Origin of the sequence: Vibrio sp. zbq_1, assembly GCF_043102935.1 — a bacterium.
Lineage (GTDB): Bacteria > Pseudomonadota > Gammaproteobacteria > Enterobacterales > Vibrionaceae > Vibrio > Vibrio parahaemolyticus.
Genome location: NZ_JBICJH010000004.1, coordinates 820,724 through 835,047, shown reverse-complemented (window position 1 = coordinate 835,047; position 14,324 = coordinate 820,724). Strand labels below are relative to the sequence as shown.

Here is a 14,324-nt window from a genome sequence, read left to right as displayed (position 1 = left end):
TCAGCCGTTTTTATTTCTCAAATCAAACCGATGTAATGTTTGCGAAGATTACATTACGCTTTTGCAAACTTGTAAGTACGGTAACCACCAATCAAGTTACGAGCTTTGTAACCATTGTTGACGAGTTGACGGTATGCCACGTTACCGCGCAAGCCTACTTGACAGTAAATCACAATCTCTTTGTCTTTTGGTAGTTCACCCATACGATGGCGCAGCTGATCAACCGGAATGTTGATTGCCCCTTCAAGATAACCAACCGACTCCAATTCACCCGGGTTGCGGACGTCGAGGAGAATTTGATCTTCTGTCAGGTTGTCGATTTCATCGTAATGAATCGCCGTTGCGTCACCTTTGATGATGTTATTTGCCACAAATGCCGCTTGGTTGATCACATCTTTTGCACTGCCGTAAGGTGGCGCGTAAGTCAGTTCAAGATGCTGCAGTTGTTCAACCGTCATGCCAGCACGTTGTGCAACAGCCATAACGTCGATGCGTTTATCGATGCCATCTTTACCAACTGCTTGAGCACCTAAAATCTTGCCTGATTTTGGTTCGAACAACATTTTGAACGACACCACTTCAGCGCCAGGGTAGTAACTCGCGTGGCTTGCTGTATGCACGTACACTTTGTCGTATGCGATACCAGCGCGTTTTAGTTGCTTCTCGTTTTTACCGGTAGAAGCCACTGCAAGGTCAAAGATCTTACAAATCGCTGTCCCTTGTGTGCCTTGGTAAGTTTCTTTGCGGCCGAGCATATTGTCCGCTGCCATACGGCCTTGACGGTTTGCCGGGCCTGCAAGTGGCACTAGAGTTTGCTCGCCTGTCACGAAGTCTTTCTCTTCTATCGCATCGCCGACAGCGTAGATCGAAGGATCGCTGGTTTGCATGTATTCGTTCGTGTAAATACCGCCTAGCGCGCCAATTTGAAGGCCAGCTTCTTGCGCCAGTTTTGTCTCAGGACGCACACCGATTGCCATGATCAGAATATCGGTAGTGAGTTTTTCACCGTTGTTCAGTGTTAACTCCAATTCACCTTCTAGGTGTTGGTGTTTCTCACTCTCACCAGAGTCGAAACTTGCAACGTGTTCGTTAGGTACGAATTTCACAGATTCAAGCGCGACGCCAAGTTTGAGGTCGACACCTTTGTCACGAATTTCTGCATGAGCAAAACCTGCCATTTCACGGTCTACTGGCGTCATGACTTGGTCTGCCATTTCGATCAGAGAGGTTTTAATGCCAAGTTGGTGGAAGGCTTCCATCATTTCTAAACCGATGAAACCGCCGCCAACAACCGTCGCATGTTCTGGTTTGTTCATTTGGATCGTTTCGATGATGCGATCCATATCTGGAATGTTACGTAGCGAGTGGGTGAGCGGGTTATCGAGGCCTGGGATTGGTGGAACAATAGGACCAGCACCTGGGCTAAGCAGTAGGAAGTCGTATGATTCTACGTATTCAGACTCATCCAACAGGTTTTTGATCGTAACGGTTTTGTCCTGTCGGTTAATAGAAACTACTTCATTCATCACGCGAACATCAACGTTAAAGCGTGCTAAAAAGCTTTCTGGCGTTTGTAGTAGTAACTTACTGCGTTCTTGGATATCGCCGCCGATGTGATAAGGCAAGCCACAGTTGGCAAATGAAACAAACGGGCCACGTTCAAACATGATGATTTCGGCATCTTCGCTTAGACGACGAGCACGCGCCGCCGCAGATGCACCACCTGCAACACCACCGACGATTAAGATCTTAGTCATTTTTAACTCCAAGTTTTAGGGCGAGCTGACCTTTCACGAATAGCCTGTGTGAAAGGTCACTGCGCTCTAGATTATCTAAAACCAAATTTCTTTAAAAAATAAGCAGCAGGGCAGATTCCCGTGTAAGCACTTTGAATAAGATTAACGCCGATAAACACGGTGAACCAAATGAAGTTACTGTGAACGAACACGGTTAGTATGACCGAGACCAATACCATCGTGCCTGCAAAAACTCGTACTGCATTTTCTAACGTCATAACTCTTCTCCTTCGTACTCTCAAACTGAGAACGCCATCCTTTGATGTTCATCACTATAATTAACTAAATTAGAAATGTCTAATGTTAATTTGTCTAAATTCACAATTACTAATTTAGTGTTGACTAAAGGTGATGTTTTAGTAATATCTAATTTAGTTTTTAATGTAGAGGTGAGTCATGAGCTATACAGATATGGATGTAGCAGCAATGAAAGGCAATGCCAATGAAGCTGCTGATCTCCTAAAAGTAATGGCACATCCGGAAAGGCTAATGGTGTTGTGCCAACTGACCCAAGGTGAAGTTGGTGTTGGGGAACTGCAAAAGAACTCGTTCCTTAGCCAATCCGCCTTTTCACAGCACTTAACGGTGCTTCGCAAGCACAAATTGATCACGGCTCGTAAGGCATCACAGCAAGTGTTTTATTCGTTGTCAGAACCGAGAGTTGAGTCATTAATTAAAGCGCTTCATGGCGTTTTCTGTAACTAATTCGTAGCTAAGATTTTAGAGGTAAATAATGTTAAACGTTATTCCATGGGAATCGTTGTTTGGTGGCATTTTGTTAGGGATCTCCGCCACTATATTGTTGTTGGTTAACGGTAAAATTGCCGGAATAAGTGGAATTATGAATGGCATTATGTCACCGAAAAAAGGTGATTATTCGTGGCGATTGCTTTTTGCGGTTGGAATGATAGCTGGTGGCTTGATTAGCGTTCTGATGTTGGGCGTTGCGGTTCCTAGTACCGCGAACCTTTCTTTAGGGATGGTGATTGCCGCTGGTTTATTGGTAGGAATCGGGACCAGACTGGGTAACGGATGTACTAGCGGACACGGCATTTGTGGCATGGGCCGTTTGTCTAAGCGCTCTATTGTGGCGACTTGTGTATTTATGGCTGTCGCTGGCCTAACGGTATTCGTTCGACTTCACCTAGTTTAAGAGAGATTCCATGAACAAGACTATTTTTCGTTTTTCTGCTCTTTTGAGCGGTGTGTTATTCGGTATGGGCATGGCGGTGTCCGGCATGATCGACCCAGCTAAAGTCATTGGATTTTTAGATATTTCTGGCAGTTGGGACCCAAGTTTGGCTTTTGTGATGGGCGGCGCACTCGCGGTATTCATGCCAAGCTATTTTTTAATCATCAAGCCGAGAAAACAATCAGTTAGCGGTGAAGCGTTTTGCACACCAACCAATAAGAACATCGACGGACGTTTGCTATCTGGTGCGGCGATCTTTGGTTTAGGTTGGGGTTTGGCAGGTATTTGCCCTGGCCCTGCAGTTGCGAGTCTGGCATTAGGCAACGTGAGCATTGTAGTGTTCTTCCTTGCGATGTTAGTTGGATCTCTGTTCGCGAAAGCGATCATTACTCACCGTAACGCGAAGAAGATGAAAACCGCGAACGCGTAAACAATCAATCTGATATGGAGGGGAAAGGATGCCCGACAAACTAAAGCGAAGTTTTGTTCAATCTGTGATGAACAGCTTTTTCCCTCCGATCATGATCTTACTCGCGCTTGTGGTCGGTGCCGCAGCCTTGTGGTTGACCCCGAAAGAGGAAGACCCGCAAATCGTTGTGCCGATGGCAGATGTATTGGTTTCAGCTCCCGGACTCAGCGCTTCTCAAGTCGAAAATCAAATCACTGAACCATTAGAAAAGCTTGTTAGCCAAATTGACGGTGTGGAATACGTTTATTCTTCGTCAATGGAAGGTGCTGCGCAGGTAATCGTTCGTTTCTATGTCGGCGAAAACCGGGAAGATGCTCTGGTCAAGCTGTATAACAAACTCTATTCCAACCAAGACAAAGTTCCTCCTTCTGTCACTAACTGGCTTGTAAAGCCTGTTGAAATCGATGATGTACCCATTGTTGTTGCCGCAATTTATTCCACCGATCCAGACATTCTCGATCGCCATCAGTTGAGACGTATTGCAGACCAAGCCACGTTAGGCATTAAATCATTGGATGCCACCAACAAGGTGGAAGTGATTGGCGGTGAGCCGAGAAAAATCCAGATAGAGCTTGATTCCGTTGCGATGGCAAACTTCAAAGTAACCATCGATGACCTCGAACAGGCCATTCAGCTCAGTAATAGCAAAACCCAAGGCAAGAACGTTCGCGTAAACGGGCAAAATTACACATTGGAGTCGGGACGGTTTCTGACCAACGCCGAAGAGGTTGGCGATCTTGTTATCGCGGTGCTCAATGGTAAACCCGTTTATTTGAAAGATGTCGCGCGTATTTACGACGGTGAAGGTGAGGCAACATCCGATACTTGGTATCGCGATAAAAACTACGATGAAGCATACCCAGCGGTGTTCATTTCTGTCGCTAAACAAAAAGGCTCGAACGCAGTTAACGTCGCTCAGTCTGTTCGGGATAAACTGGCGGCGCTTCAATCCGAGCAATTTCCTCCACAAGTTCGAGTTGCAGTCATTCGTGACTATGGCGAAACGGCGAATGCGAAAGTAAACAACTTGGTATCAAGCCTTGGCATCTCTATTCTAACGGTCGTGGTGTTTGTCGGTTTGTTCTTGAACTGGCGAAGCGCATTGGTGGTTGGTATCGCGATTCCGATTAGCTATGGTGCCGCGCTCGGGATGGACTTGGCATTTGGCTATTCCATCAACCGAGTCACACTCTTTGCATTGATTTTGGCGCTAGGTTTGATCGTGGACGATCCGATCGCCAGTATCGACAACATTGAACGCTACCTCAAACGCAAAAATCTAACACGAACCAACGCGATTGTTCTCGCCATGGCAGAAATTCGTAGCGCCTTGTTAATGTCGACGGTCGCAATCGTGATCGTGTTTACGCCGATGTTTTTTATCACTGGGATGATGGGGCCTTACATGGCGCCACTGGCGTTCAACGTTCCGATCAGCGTTATCTTTAGTACCGTTGTCGCGTTTATGATCACGCCTTGGCTTGCCAAGAAGCTACTCAAAGGTGCTGAGGAAAACGGCCACTATGACATCCAATCTTCGCCGATGTATCGTTTGTATCGTGGTGTGTTGATTCCGCTACTTGAAAGTCGCAAGAAAGCATGGCTTTTCCTTGGTTTGGTTGCCTTGTTGTTCGTCTTGGCAGCATTGTTGCCAGCACTTCGCTTAGTTCCACTCAAGTTGCTGCCTTATGACAATAAAAATGAGTTCCAATTGGTATTAAACATGCCAGAGTCTTCAAGCTTTGTGGATACCTCCAACGCGCTGTCGAGCTTTACGGACTATTTAATGACGGTGCCGGAAGTGACAAGTGTGTCGGGCTTTGCAGGCACCGCTTCCCCAATGGATTTCAACGGCATGGTGCGCCACTACTTTATGCGTAGCGAACCATACCAAGGCGAGCTTCGAGTCGTTCTTGCAGAGAAGAATCGCCGCGCAATGCAATCACACGAGTTGGTGACACGACTCAGGGCGGATTTAGAGCAGATTGCAGATAAGTTTGACGCTGACGTGCAGCTAGTCGAAGTGCCGCCAGGCCCGCCTGTTATCGCCACCATTACAGCAGAAGTTTACGGTGATGAAGCGACATCTTATGAAGATCTGATGATCCAAGCAGAGAAAGTCGCGGATAGGCTTCGCAAAGAACAGTTGGTTTCTGAGGTGGATACCAGCATCCAAGGTGATTTAGAAACGTGGCAATTCATCGTTGATCAAGAAAAAGCGGCGCTGTCTGGTGTTTCTGTTGCTGATATCAATAACACGCTGATTACCGCCGCGAACGCCAAAGTGCTCGGTTATATCGCCGATCCAAGAGAAGTGGAGCCATTACCTATCGAAGTGCAGCTCCGACGCGAAGACAGAGATAACCTGAATCAACTAGAGCAGCTTTATGTGCGAGGCCGTCCGGGCATTGCCAAAGTAGAATCCAATGGGGCGGTTGTGGATGCTCCTCAGCCTATCGTGCAGTTGTCTGAAGTCGGTCATTTTGTGAAACGCGCAGCGGACAAACCGATTTTCCATAAAAACCTCAAGCCTGTTGTGTATGTCTACGCCGAGGTAGTTGGGCGTGTTCCGGGTGAAGTGATTGCCGATGTGATGGCTGACCAAGATACAACTCACGCGGAAGATGTGCATCGTCACTGGCAAGATCGCACGTACTTGAGCAATGGCGCTGGTGTCAATTGGAGCGTGCCAGACAACATCGAAGTGGTTTGGAGTGGTGAGGGGGAATGGAAAATCACAGTGGACGTATTCCGCGATTTAGGCATTGCTTATGGAGCTGCGCTGCTTGGCGTATTTGTGGTGATGTTGATTCAAACTGGTTTACCTGCGGTATCGGGCATCATCATGCTGGCGATACCTCTGACTGTGATTGGGATTATGCCGGGGTTCTGGATTTTGAATGTGTTAAGCAGTGACATCGGTAATTACCCGAATCCAGCTCTGTTCACGGCGACCGCGATGATCGGCATGATTGCGCTAGCAGGGATTGTGGTGCGTAACTCACTCGTTTTGATTGAATTTGTTCAGCAATCGCTGGCTGAAGGTCGTAGCCTACATGATGCGTTGATTGAATCTGGTGTTGTTCGTATGCGGCCAATATTACTGACCGCGGGTACAACGTTACTGGGTAATGTCGTGATTACGTTAGACCCAATTTTTAACGGTTTGGCTTGGGCAATCATATTCGGAATTACCGCCTCGACCATCTTTACGTTGCTTGTGGTTCCGGTGGTTTACAACCTTGCATACCAAAACACCAAAGGACATGGATTACCTCAGATGGAGGAAGAGCAATGAAATTAGATACCAAATGGTTAGGCGTGATTCTGTTTGCCATACTCGCGCTTCTTTTTCTCTATATGGCTGGATTTTTTACAGAAAAGTTGCCGACCGAACATGACGCGAAAACTAACCAGATTGATGTAAATAATGCAGAGACACATCAACTGATGTTAACCAGCGAACCGGTTGTTCGAGAGTTTCCGGGCGTCGTCGTTGCAGAGCAGCACGCCGATATCGCTGCACGGTTAACGGCATCGGTGATGGAGGTATTGGTGAAGGTTGGCGATAGAGTGAAGCAAGGAGACGTGTTGGCGCGGCTAGAAAGCGATGATCTCGACGCGCGAGTTCGTCAAAGTGAGCAGGCTTTATCCTCTGCACAAGCGCAACTCAATGCGGCGAGAAAGGAGTTTTCTCGTGTCAGAGCGCTTTTAAACAAAAAGCTGATCCCTCAATCGCAATTTGACCAAGCGGAAAGTGCGTTGCAAACCGCACAAGCCAACTTCAATAAAGCGCAAGCGGCGGTCTCTGAGGCGGAAACGACCTTTGGCTACAGCATCATTACTGCACCGTTTGATGGCTTGATCACGCAAAAGCCCATCAACAAAGGTGATACCGCGACGCCGGGGGCTTTGCTTTTATCAATGTACAATCCAAACTCGTTGGAAATAGAGGTGAATTTTGCTGAGTCTGTCATGCCTTATGTGACTTATGATAAAGAAGTGGACGTTGTTTTTCCGTCTTACAACCTCAACGCGCAAGCGGCTGTAAAAGAAGTGACGCCGTCGGCAGATGCCAACTCGCGCAGTTATACCGTAAAGCTTCAATTTGAGCCGCCAACGGCTATCTATCCAGGTACATACGCCAAAGTCGCGTTGACCTTGACCGACGATGTTGTACTTCGCGTGCCAAAAGAGGCGGTTTACCAAGTTGGCCAATTGGACTACGTAAAAGTGGTGCAAGACAGCGGTGAGGTAGAAACTCGGCTTATTCAGCTTGGAGAGTTGGGGAGAGTGCGAACTGGGTTAAAGCAGGGGGACGTAGTGCTGCTGAATCCAAGAGCGCTTTGATAGAACGGTTTCTCTCTTCTAATCAAACGTCTATCTAACAAACTACAACATAAAATAGCCCAGCATCATGCTGGGCTATTTTGTTCGTTCAGTTAAGCGTTACCGTTGCGTTTACAGGGCAATGGTCACTCAGTTTGTAATCTAAAACATCTTGTGAGCCAAACAGCGTTTGATGTGCGTTTTTCGCTTTTATTTGCGGGCTAACAATAATGTGATCAATCAAAGAGCGGAATTGGTGTGTTTTGCTTGGGTTCTTATTTGAGCGAACCTTGCAATCGGCTTGGGTATCTCGCGTTACCAATTGTGCATCGTTACCGAGCGTCATGATCGCCCACAACCAATCACGTTGATACGACAAGTTGTGATTGAAATCGCCCATTACGGCATACTGCTCTTTTTTCTTTTCTCTCTCGCTCATCCATTTCGCAAGTGCTTCTCCTTGTTGACTCAGTGTCTGGCAATCACGACTATTTTTATACGCTCCGCTGCATCCTGCTTTTAGATGCACAGAGAGCAGGTGAAGCTCGTCCTTTTGGCTTGGGTTAACGACGATGTAGCTGGCAAAGCGCAACTTGCTATTATCACGCGTGATTGAGAAGTCTGCAGGGTCAGACACTTCAATGTCTTTGCGCACAGCAAAACCGGTGTACTGATTGGTATCAGAAAACTGAAGGTGCTTATTGTTTGATTGAGCTCGATCAGAGAGATAAATCGCGTAGCCATCGCCTACGGCTTTTTGAACGGCGGCTTTGGAGTCGACCTCCTGAAAGGCGATGATGTCGGCTTGAGTTTTATCCACATATTGGTTGAGTTTGACGAAATCGTCACTGGTTCTCGAAACCTTACCTCCATTTATAGACAGCCATTCTATATTCCAACTGGTTAAGTTGATGGAGTTTTGAGCAAGTGACGTTGAACTAAAAATTAATAAGGCAGTAACAAATAGTGATCGCATATTGGCTTGTTTCACTCCTGGTTTTTAGCGTATTCCTTTCCAACCTTTATTCTATAAGACATCCCAAAAAAGCAAGTAGATTTAGTTCCAATTTTGCAATTTTCACGGTTTTCTTCGCAACTGAGATCAGTACCAATAAGATCGATTTGTTCTTGTCCGCTAGCCGATCTTTATTGATCAAAATCAATGTTTTCAAGTGGTGCTTTTCGTTAAATACGCCACAATATATTGTGTTAGCAGAATAAAAAATAACCCCATATAGTGTGTTTGTGGATAACTCTGTGAGTATGCTGGGGTAAGGAGAAGAAAGTGAAACCAATCGTAATCAAGCGTGACGGCTCAAGAGCTCCGTTCAACAGGGATCGTATCCAAGCAGCAGTTGAAGCGGCAGCGGAAAACAAAGATAAAGATGTCGCCATTTATGCTCTTAATGTCGCTCTTGCTGTCGAGTTACAGCTAAAAGATCACGATGAAGTTCACATCCATGAGATTCAAGACTTAGTCGAGAATGAACTCATGCAAGGTCCTTACAAAGCCCTAGCACGTTCTTACATTGAATATCGCCATGACCGCGACATCGCGCGTGAAAAGCAAAGTGCACTAACTCGTGAAATCGAAGGCTTGATTGAAGAAAGTAACCTTGATTTGATCAACGAAAACGCGAACAAAGACGGCAAAGTTATCCCAACTCAGCGTGACCTTCTAGCGGGTATCGTGGCGAAGCACTACGCGAAAACGCACATCCTGCCTCGAGATGTGGTTCAAGCACACGAAGTGGGTGACATTCACTACCACGATCTGGATTACGCGCCATTCTTCCCGATGTTTAACTGTATGCTTATCGATTTGAAAGGCATGCTAACGCACGGCTTCAAAATGGGTAATGCAGAAATCGACACGCCTAAATCGATTTCAACTGCGACTGCCGTAACGGCGCAAATTATTGCGCAAGTAGCTAGCCATATTTATGGCGGTACGACAATCAACCGTATCGACGAAGTGCTTGCTCCATACGTTATGACAAGCTATGAGAAGCACCTAGAGATCGCGAAAGAGTGGAACATTGCCGAGCCAGAAGAGTTCGCTAAAGCGCGCACCGAGAAAGAGTGTTACGACGCATTCCAATCGCTAGAGTACGAAGTAAACACACTGCACACGGCAAATGGTCAAACGCCATTCGTTACGTTTGGTTTTGGTCTTGGTACAAGCTGGGCGTCTCGTCTTATTCAGCAATCGATTTTGAAAAACCGTATCGCTGGTCTTGGCAAAAACCGTAAAACCGCCGTATTCCCTAAATTGGTGTTCGGTATTAAAGACGGTCTAAACCACAAGGCAGAAGATCCTAACTACGACATTAAGAAGCTTGCACTTGAGTGTGCTTCAAAACGTATGTACCCAGACATTCTTAACTACGACAAAGTCGTGGAAGTAACGGGTTCATTCAAAACACCTATGGGTTGTCGTAGCTTCCTAGGTACTTACGAAGAGGATGGCGAACTTATCCATGAAGGTCGTAACAACCTTGGTGTAGTTAGCTTGAACTTGCCACGTATCGCACTTCGCGCAAAAGGCAGCGAAGCGAAGTTCTATGAACTGCTTGATGATCGTCTACGTCTTGCTCGTAAAGCACTAGAAACGCGTATTTCTCGTCTAGAGAACGTAAAAGCGCGCGTTGCACCAATTCTATATATGGAAGGTGCATGTGGTGTGCGCTTGAAAGCGGACGATTCGATTGCAGAAATCTTCAAAAACGGCCGTGCATCAATTTCTCTAGGCTACATTGGCGTGCATGAAACTATCAACGCATTGTTTGGTACTGAAGCGCACGTTTACGATGATGCCGTATTGCGTGAAAAAGCGGTCGCGATCATCAAACATCTAAAAGATGCGGTGAACCAATGGGCTGACGAAACTGGCTATGGCTTTAGCTTGTACGCAACACCAAGTGAAAACCTATGTAGTCGTTTCTGCCGCATCGACACCAAAGAGTTTGGTTTGATTGAAGGCGTAACAGACAAAGGTTACTACACCAACAGCTTCCACTTGGATGTTGAGAAGAAGGTTAACCCTTACGACAAGATCGACTTCGAGATGCCTTACCCAGAAATCTCAAGCGGTGGCTTCATCTGTTACGGTGAGTTCCCGAACATGCAACGTAACGTAGAAGCGCTAGAAAACGTGTGGGACTACAGTTACACCCGCGTTCCTTACTACGGAACCAACACTCCGATTGATGAGTGTTACGAATGTGGTTACACCGGTGAGTTTGAATGTACAAGCAAAGGCTTTACTTGCCCGAGTTGTGGCAACCACGATTCAACCAAAGTATCGGTGACACGTCGCGTATGTGGCTACTTGGGCAGCCCAGATGCACGTCCGTTTAACTTCGGCAAACAAGAAGAAGTTAAACGTCGAGTGAAACACCTATAAGGTTAATTACCACTCGATTCAACACTTTGAAAATCAACCTGCTTTAGGTTGATTTTCTTTTTCGCGATAACAAAGAGACGCATTATGAACTACCACCAATATTATCCAATTGACGTTGTTAACGGACCGGGTACGCGCTGCACATTGTTTGTGTCGGGGTGTGTACATCAGTGTCGTGGCTGTTATAACCAGTCGACGCAACGCTTGGATTCGGGTGTGTTGTTCACGCAAGAAGCGGAAGACAAGATCATCAATGACTTGAATGACACGCGCATTAAACGTCGCGGTTTGTCGTTGTCGGGCGGAGATCCGCTTCATCCTGCTAATGTGCCTCATATTTTAAAGATCGTGAAAAGGGTGAGAGAAGAGTGTCCCGGTAAAGACATCTGGGTTTGGACAGGCTACACGCTGGCTGAACTGGATGACGCGCAAAGAGAAGTGGTGCAATACATCGATGTTTTGATTGATGGTAAGTTTGAACAAGACAAGAAAGACCTCAATCTCGAATGGCGTGGTAGTTCAAACCAAATCATTCATCGCTTTACAGATATCTAACCAAGTATTCTCCAAACATAAAAAGGGCTCACGCGTGCATAACGGGTGAGCCCTTTTGGTGTGAGTTCGTCAGTGCATCTTCAGTTACGCTGTCACCGTTTGGTCATCTTCGACCATATTGTTTATCCAACGTTTAGATTGGATACGATAAGTCGTCAGTACGCCTTTCACAAATTCTTCAGCTAGCAGAGACATCAAGACAAAATGCAAAGGCAACCCGAGTACCATACCAGTGTAATAGGTAAGGGGAATACCAATAGCCCACTGACCGAACGTATCAATAAAAATGCTGTAGCGAATATCCGCACCACTCTTTAGTACGCCGCCAATCCCTACCATGTTAAACACTCTCAAAATCATACCCAGCGCCATGACTAAGCATACGTTGAGTGCCATTTCTGCATCGGTTAATGGGCTCAGCACCAATAGATGATGAATCAAAGGCGAGCTCAACCACACCAGGAAAAACAGTAAGGTGGCTAAGATTGCGCTGATTAACACATACCACCACGCTGTTTTCTCGACCCGATCATAATGTTTTGCGCCAATATCATTCCCAAGAAGAACGGATGCAGCGACCGCAAATCCCATAAAGGTTGAAATCAGTACACCTTCAATTGGCGACAAGAATGAGATGATCGCAAGTTCTGAAACGCCCAATTGACCATAGATGATGCTGTAAACGATCAGTCCACCAGTCCAGAGCGCATCGTGGACCAACATGGGTAGAGAAACCTTAAAGTATTTTTGACGATACTGCTTTAAACGGCCTTGTGCCCAATCGAATTTGGTCGGAATCAGGTGCGCATAACGTTTGCAGAAAAAGTAAATCAATACCGCAGTTTGGAAAAATCGAGAAACAAAAGTACCGACTGCTGCACCAAATACGCCCCATTGAGGAAATCCAAATAAACCGAAAATCAAAACGGAGTTCAGCACGACATTCACAACAATGGCGGAGATACTCACGTTGGTTGCCAGTTTAGTTTGGCCTACGGAGCGCAATACCGCTTCAATCGGTACCACTATCGCCGTTGCAATGAGACTAAAGCCCGTAACCACAAGATAGTCACGTGCATAAGTGACGTATTCAGGATCGTCTGACATGAAAGAGACGATCTCTTCATCAAAAATCGCATAAAGAACAATAAATGGCAGTGTCACTAAAATGGAAATACACCAAGACTGCGCCAACGTTCTGCGAATTCCCGCCATATTCCCTGAGCCGTAATATTGAGAAGCCAGCACCGTTACCGCACCACACAGGCCAAAAACGACCGCAAGGTTGAAGAAAAAGATGCGGTTTCCGACACCGACCGCAGCTGTTGCGGATTCGCCGAGTAGACTCACCATGAAAATATCCACGACGCCGAGCAACGCAAAAAGCATGGATTGCAATGAAACAGGGAGGCCAATCGCAATCAGCTTTTGCCAAAATGCTTTATCGATGTATTCGCGTGTTAAGAGCATCGCATTTCTCCTTAAAGATTGATGCGAGTAGTTTATCCCCATGATTTCGCGTTGTATTTTTCAAAGGCATCCAAAACTTTTGCAAAACTCTCAACTAACACCCGCAAATAAATTTTGTCATTGTAAAAAAGCGATAACTCACAGTACGAGTCACCGACATGGAAGAAAAGCAAGAGCGCTACAGCATCTCAGAGAAAACCTATCAAGAGTTCATTGATCACACGCGAGTGCTTGCACTGGAAGAACGAGGCATTGTGCAGTGTGGGATCGCGACTTGCCGTGACTTCTTTTCCGTTTATCGCAAGAACCAGAAGAAACACATGCTGCTTTACACTGTGCGTGGTAAAGGTTGGTTAGAAAGTGGGGCGTGCCGTTATGAGCTTGAACCCGGATCGCTGGTGGTCGTGCCTGCGGGGATTGAAAATGGGTTTGGAATGGAAGATGAAACGTGGCAAATCGCTTGGGTATTTCTTTCCCAACATAAAGAGTGGTCGATGGTGGGGGAAAACATCAGTTATCAACTAACACCTGCACCGGAAGTGATGTATTCATGTATTCAGACATTGCTTCGCAGCATAAATCTATCCATTGATTACGGTAGTGCGGTCGGTGCTCACAGCGTAGCGCAACTGGAATTGATGCTGAATATGCCGTCTTCGGAATCTGTTTCTCGCAATCAGCTTAAACTTCGCCGCGTATTTGACCTCGTTCAGCGTCAATTACATAAAGACTGGAGCGTTGAGCAGTTAGCGGCACTCTATCCATGTTCGGAGCCCCATTTACATCGTTTAACGCAGCAACAATTTGGTCGAAGCCCGATGGCACACTTGATGCGCATGCGAATGGAGTATGCCGCGCGTTTACTTCGTTCAACAGAGTGGCCGATTCAACATATTGGTGAGATTGTCGGATACCCAACCAGCGCAAACTTTAGTACGCGCTTCAAAGCGTGGTCGAGCATGACGCCAAGAGAGTTCAGACAAAATGGAAGAATAGAGCGAGATCCTGAGAAGTAATTCGTACTTTTTGTGAACGATTGGGCGCACAGAACCTCTTGGCTCTCAGAATATTCTCCTCTAATTGATGAAATAAGTGAAAAATCATTTC

At 46.3% G+C, this 14,324-nt stretch carries 12 protein-coding genes; 8 read left to right on the top strand and 4 right to left on the bottom strand.

Going from position 1 to position 14,324, the window contains the following annotated elements; translation table 11 throughout:
* Window positions 1–53: 53 nt before the first annotated feature.
* Together ACF8CV_RS04085 and ACF8CV_RS04080 are read right to left on the bottom strand one after the other, a co-directional pair.
* On the bottom strand, window positions 54–1,757 hold the full coding sequence (locus tag ACF8CV_RS04085) for an FAD-dependent oxidoreductase (protein WP_025535331.1): 1,704 nt from the start codon (window positions 1,755–1,757) through the stop codon (window positions 54–56).
* A gap of 71 nt (window positions 1,758–1,828) precedes the next feature.
* Window positions 1,829–2,014, bottom strand: a complete 186-nt coding sequence (locus tag ACF8CV_RS04080; protein ID WP_005460908.1) for a DUF2892 domain-containing protein — start codon at window positions 2,012–2,014, stop codon at window positions 1,829–1,831.
* 178 nt (window positions 2,015–2,192) lie between these two features.
* Here ACF8CV_RS04080 and ACF8CV_RS04075 point away from each other — a divergent pair, with 178 nt between their 5' ends.
* The 5 genes from ACF8CV_RS04075 to ACF8CV_RS04055 are packed head-to-tail and all read left to right on the top strand — an operon-like array spanning window position 2,193 to window position 7,807.
* Window positions 2,193–2,501 (top strand): metalloregulator ArsR/SmtB family transcription factor, encoded by a 309-nt coding sequence (locus ACF8CV_RS04075; protein ID WP_005460911.1) that lies wholly within the window; start codon window positions 2,193–2,195, stop codon window positions 2,499–2,501.
* 28 nt (window positions 2,502–2,529) lie between these two features.
* Window positions 2,530–2,949: a YeeE/YedE family protein gene (locus ACF8CV_RS04070; RefSeq protein WP_005394547.1), complete on the top strand. Its 420-nt coding sequence runs from the start codon at window positions 2,530–2,532 to the stop codon at window positions 2,947–2,949.
* Window positions 2,950–2,959: 10 nt separating this feature from the next.
* Complete coding sequence (locus ACF8CV_RS04065; RefSeq protein ID WP_005479357.1) at window positions 2,960–3,418, top strand: YeeE/YedE family protein; 459 nt, start codon at window positions 2,960–2,962, stop codon at window positions 3,416–3,418.
* 28 nt (window positions 3,419–3,446) lie between these two features.
* Entirely contained in the window at window positions 3,447–6,755 is a 3,309-nt protein-coding gene (locus ACF8CV_RS04060; protein ID WP_138937296.1) for an efflux RND transporter permease subunit, read from the top strand.
* Window positions 6,752–7,807: an efflux RND transporter periplasmic adaptor subunit gene (locus tag ACF8CV_RS04055; RefSeq protein WP_005460933.1), complete on the top strand. Its 1,056-nt coding sequence runs from the start codon at window positions 6,752–6,754 to the stop codon at window positions 7,805–7,807. The genes ACF8CV_RS04060 and ACF8CV_RS04055 overlap by 4 nt, the downstream gene beginning before the upstream one ends.
* A gap of 88 nt (window positions 7,808–7,895) precedes the next feature.
* Here ACF8CV_RS04055 and ACF8CV_RS04050 read toward each other — a convergent pair whose 3' ends face one another.
* Window positions 7,896–8,762, bottom strand: a complete 867-nt coding sequence (locus ACF8CV_RS04050; protein ID WP_171055853.1) for an endonuclease/exonuclease/phosphatase family protein — start codon at window positions 8,760–8,762, stop codon at window positions 7,896–7,898.
* A gap of 309 nt (window positions 8,763–9,071) precedes the next feature.
* On the opposite strand from ACF8CV_RS04050, the gene nrdD reads away from it, so the two are divergent.
* On the top strand, window positions 9,072–11,192 hold the full coding sequence (nrdD, locus tag ACF8CV_RS04045; protein ID WP_020842161.1) for an anaerobic ribonucleoside-triphosphate reductase: 2,121 nt from the start codon (window positions 9,072–9,074) through the stop codon (window positions 11,190–11,192).
* An 84-nt stretch (window positions 11,193–11,276) separates the two neighbouring features.
* A complete protein-coding gene (nrdG, locus tag ACF8CV_RS04040) occupies window positions 11,277–11,747 on the top strand; it encodes an anaerobic ribonucleoside-triphosphate reductase-activating protein (RefSeq protein ID WP_005394529.1) in 471 nt (156 codons plus the stop codon).
* Between the two features lie 84 nt (window positions 11,748–11,831).
* Here the strand turns inward: nrdG and ACF8CV_RS04035 are convergent, their stop codons facing one another.
* Window positions 11,832–13,217 carry an MATE family efflux transporter gene (locus ACF8CV_RS04035; RefSeq protein ID WP_025556741.1) on the bottom strand — a complete coding sequence of 462 codons (1,386 nt, stop codon included), beginning with the start codon at window positions 13,215–13,217 and terminating at the stop codon, window positions 11,832–11,834.
* 158 nt (window positions 13,218–13,375) lie between these two features.
* On the opposite strand from ACF8CV_RS04035, the gene ACF8CV_RS04030 reads away from it, so the two are divergent.
* Window positions 13,376–14,233, top strand: coding sequence for an AraC family transcriptional regulator (locus ACF8CV_RS04030; RefSeq protein WP_005479361.1), 858 nt, complete (start codon window positions 13,376–13,378; stop codon window positions 14,231–14,233).
* Window positions 14,234–14,324 lie beyond the last annotated feature (91 nt).

Coding starts and splice junctions, on each gene's coding strand:
- ACF8CV_RS04085 (WP_025535331.1), bottom strand. CDS start 1,757: ATGACTAAGATCTTAATCGTCGGTGGTGTTGCAGGTGGTGCATCTGCG.
- ACF8CV_RS04080 (WP_005460908.1), bottom strand. CDS start 2,014: ATGACGTTAGAAAATGCAGTACGAGTTTTTGCAGGCACGATGGTATTG.
- ACF8CV_RS04075 (WP_005460911.1), top strand. CDS start 2,193: ATGAGCTATACAGATATGGATGTAGCAGCAATGAAAGGCAATGCCAAT.
- ACF8CV_RS04070 (WP_005394547.1), top strand. CDS start 2,530: ATGTTAAACGTTATTCCATGGGAATCGTTGTTTGGTGGCATTTTGTTA.
- ACF8CV_RS04065 (WP_005479357.1), top strand. CDS start 2,960: ATGAACAAGACTATTTTTCGTTTTTCTGCTCTTTTGAGCGGTGTGTTA.
- ACF8CV_RS04060 (WP_138937296.1), top strand. CDS start 3,447: ATGCCCGACAAACTAAAGCGAAGTTTTGTTCAATCTGTGATGAACAGC.
- ACF8CV_RS04055 (WP_005460933.1), top strand. CDS start 6,752: ATGAAATTAGATACCAAATGGTTAGGCGTGATTCTGTTTGCCATACTC.
- ACF8CV_RS04050 (WP_171055853.1), bottom strand. CDS start 8,762: ATGCGATCACTATTTGTTACTGCCTTATTAATTTTTAGTTCAACGTCA.
- nrdG (WP_005394529.1), top strand. CDS start 11,277: ATGAACTACCACCAATATTATCCAATTGACGTTGTTAACGGACCGGGT.
- ACF8CV_RS04035 (WP_025556741.1), bottom strand. CDS start 13,217: ATGCTCTTAACACGCGAATACATCGATAAAGCATTTTGGCAAAAGCTG.
- ACF8CV_RS04030 (WP_005479361.1), top strand. CDS start 13,376: ATGGAAGAAAAGCAAGAGCGCTACAGCATCTCAGAGAAAACCTATCAA.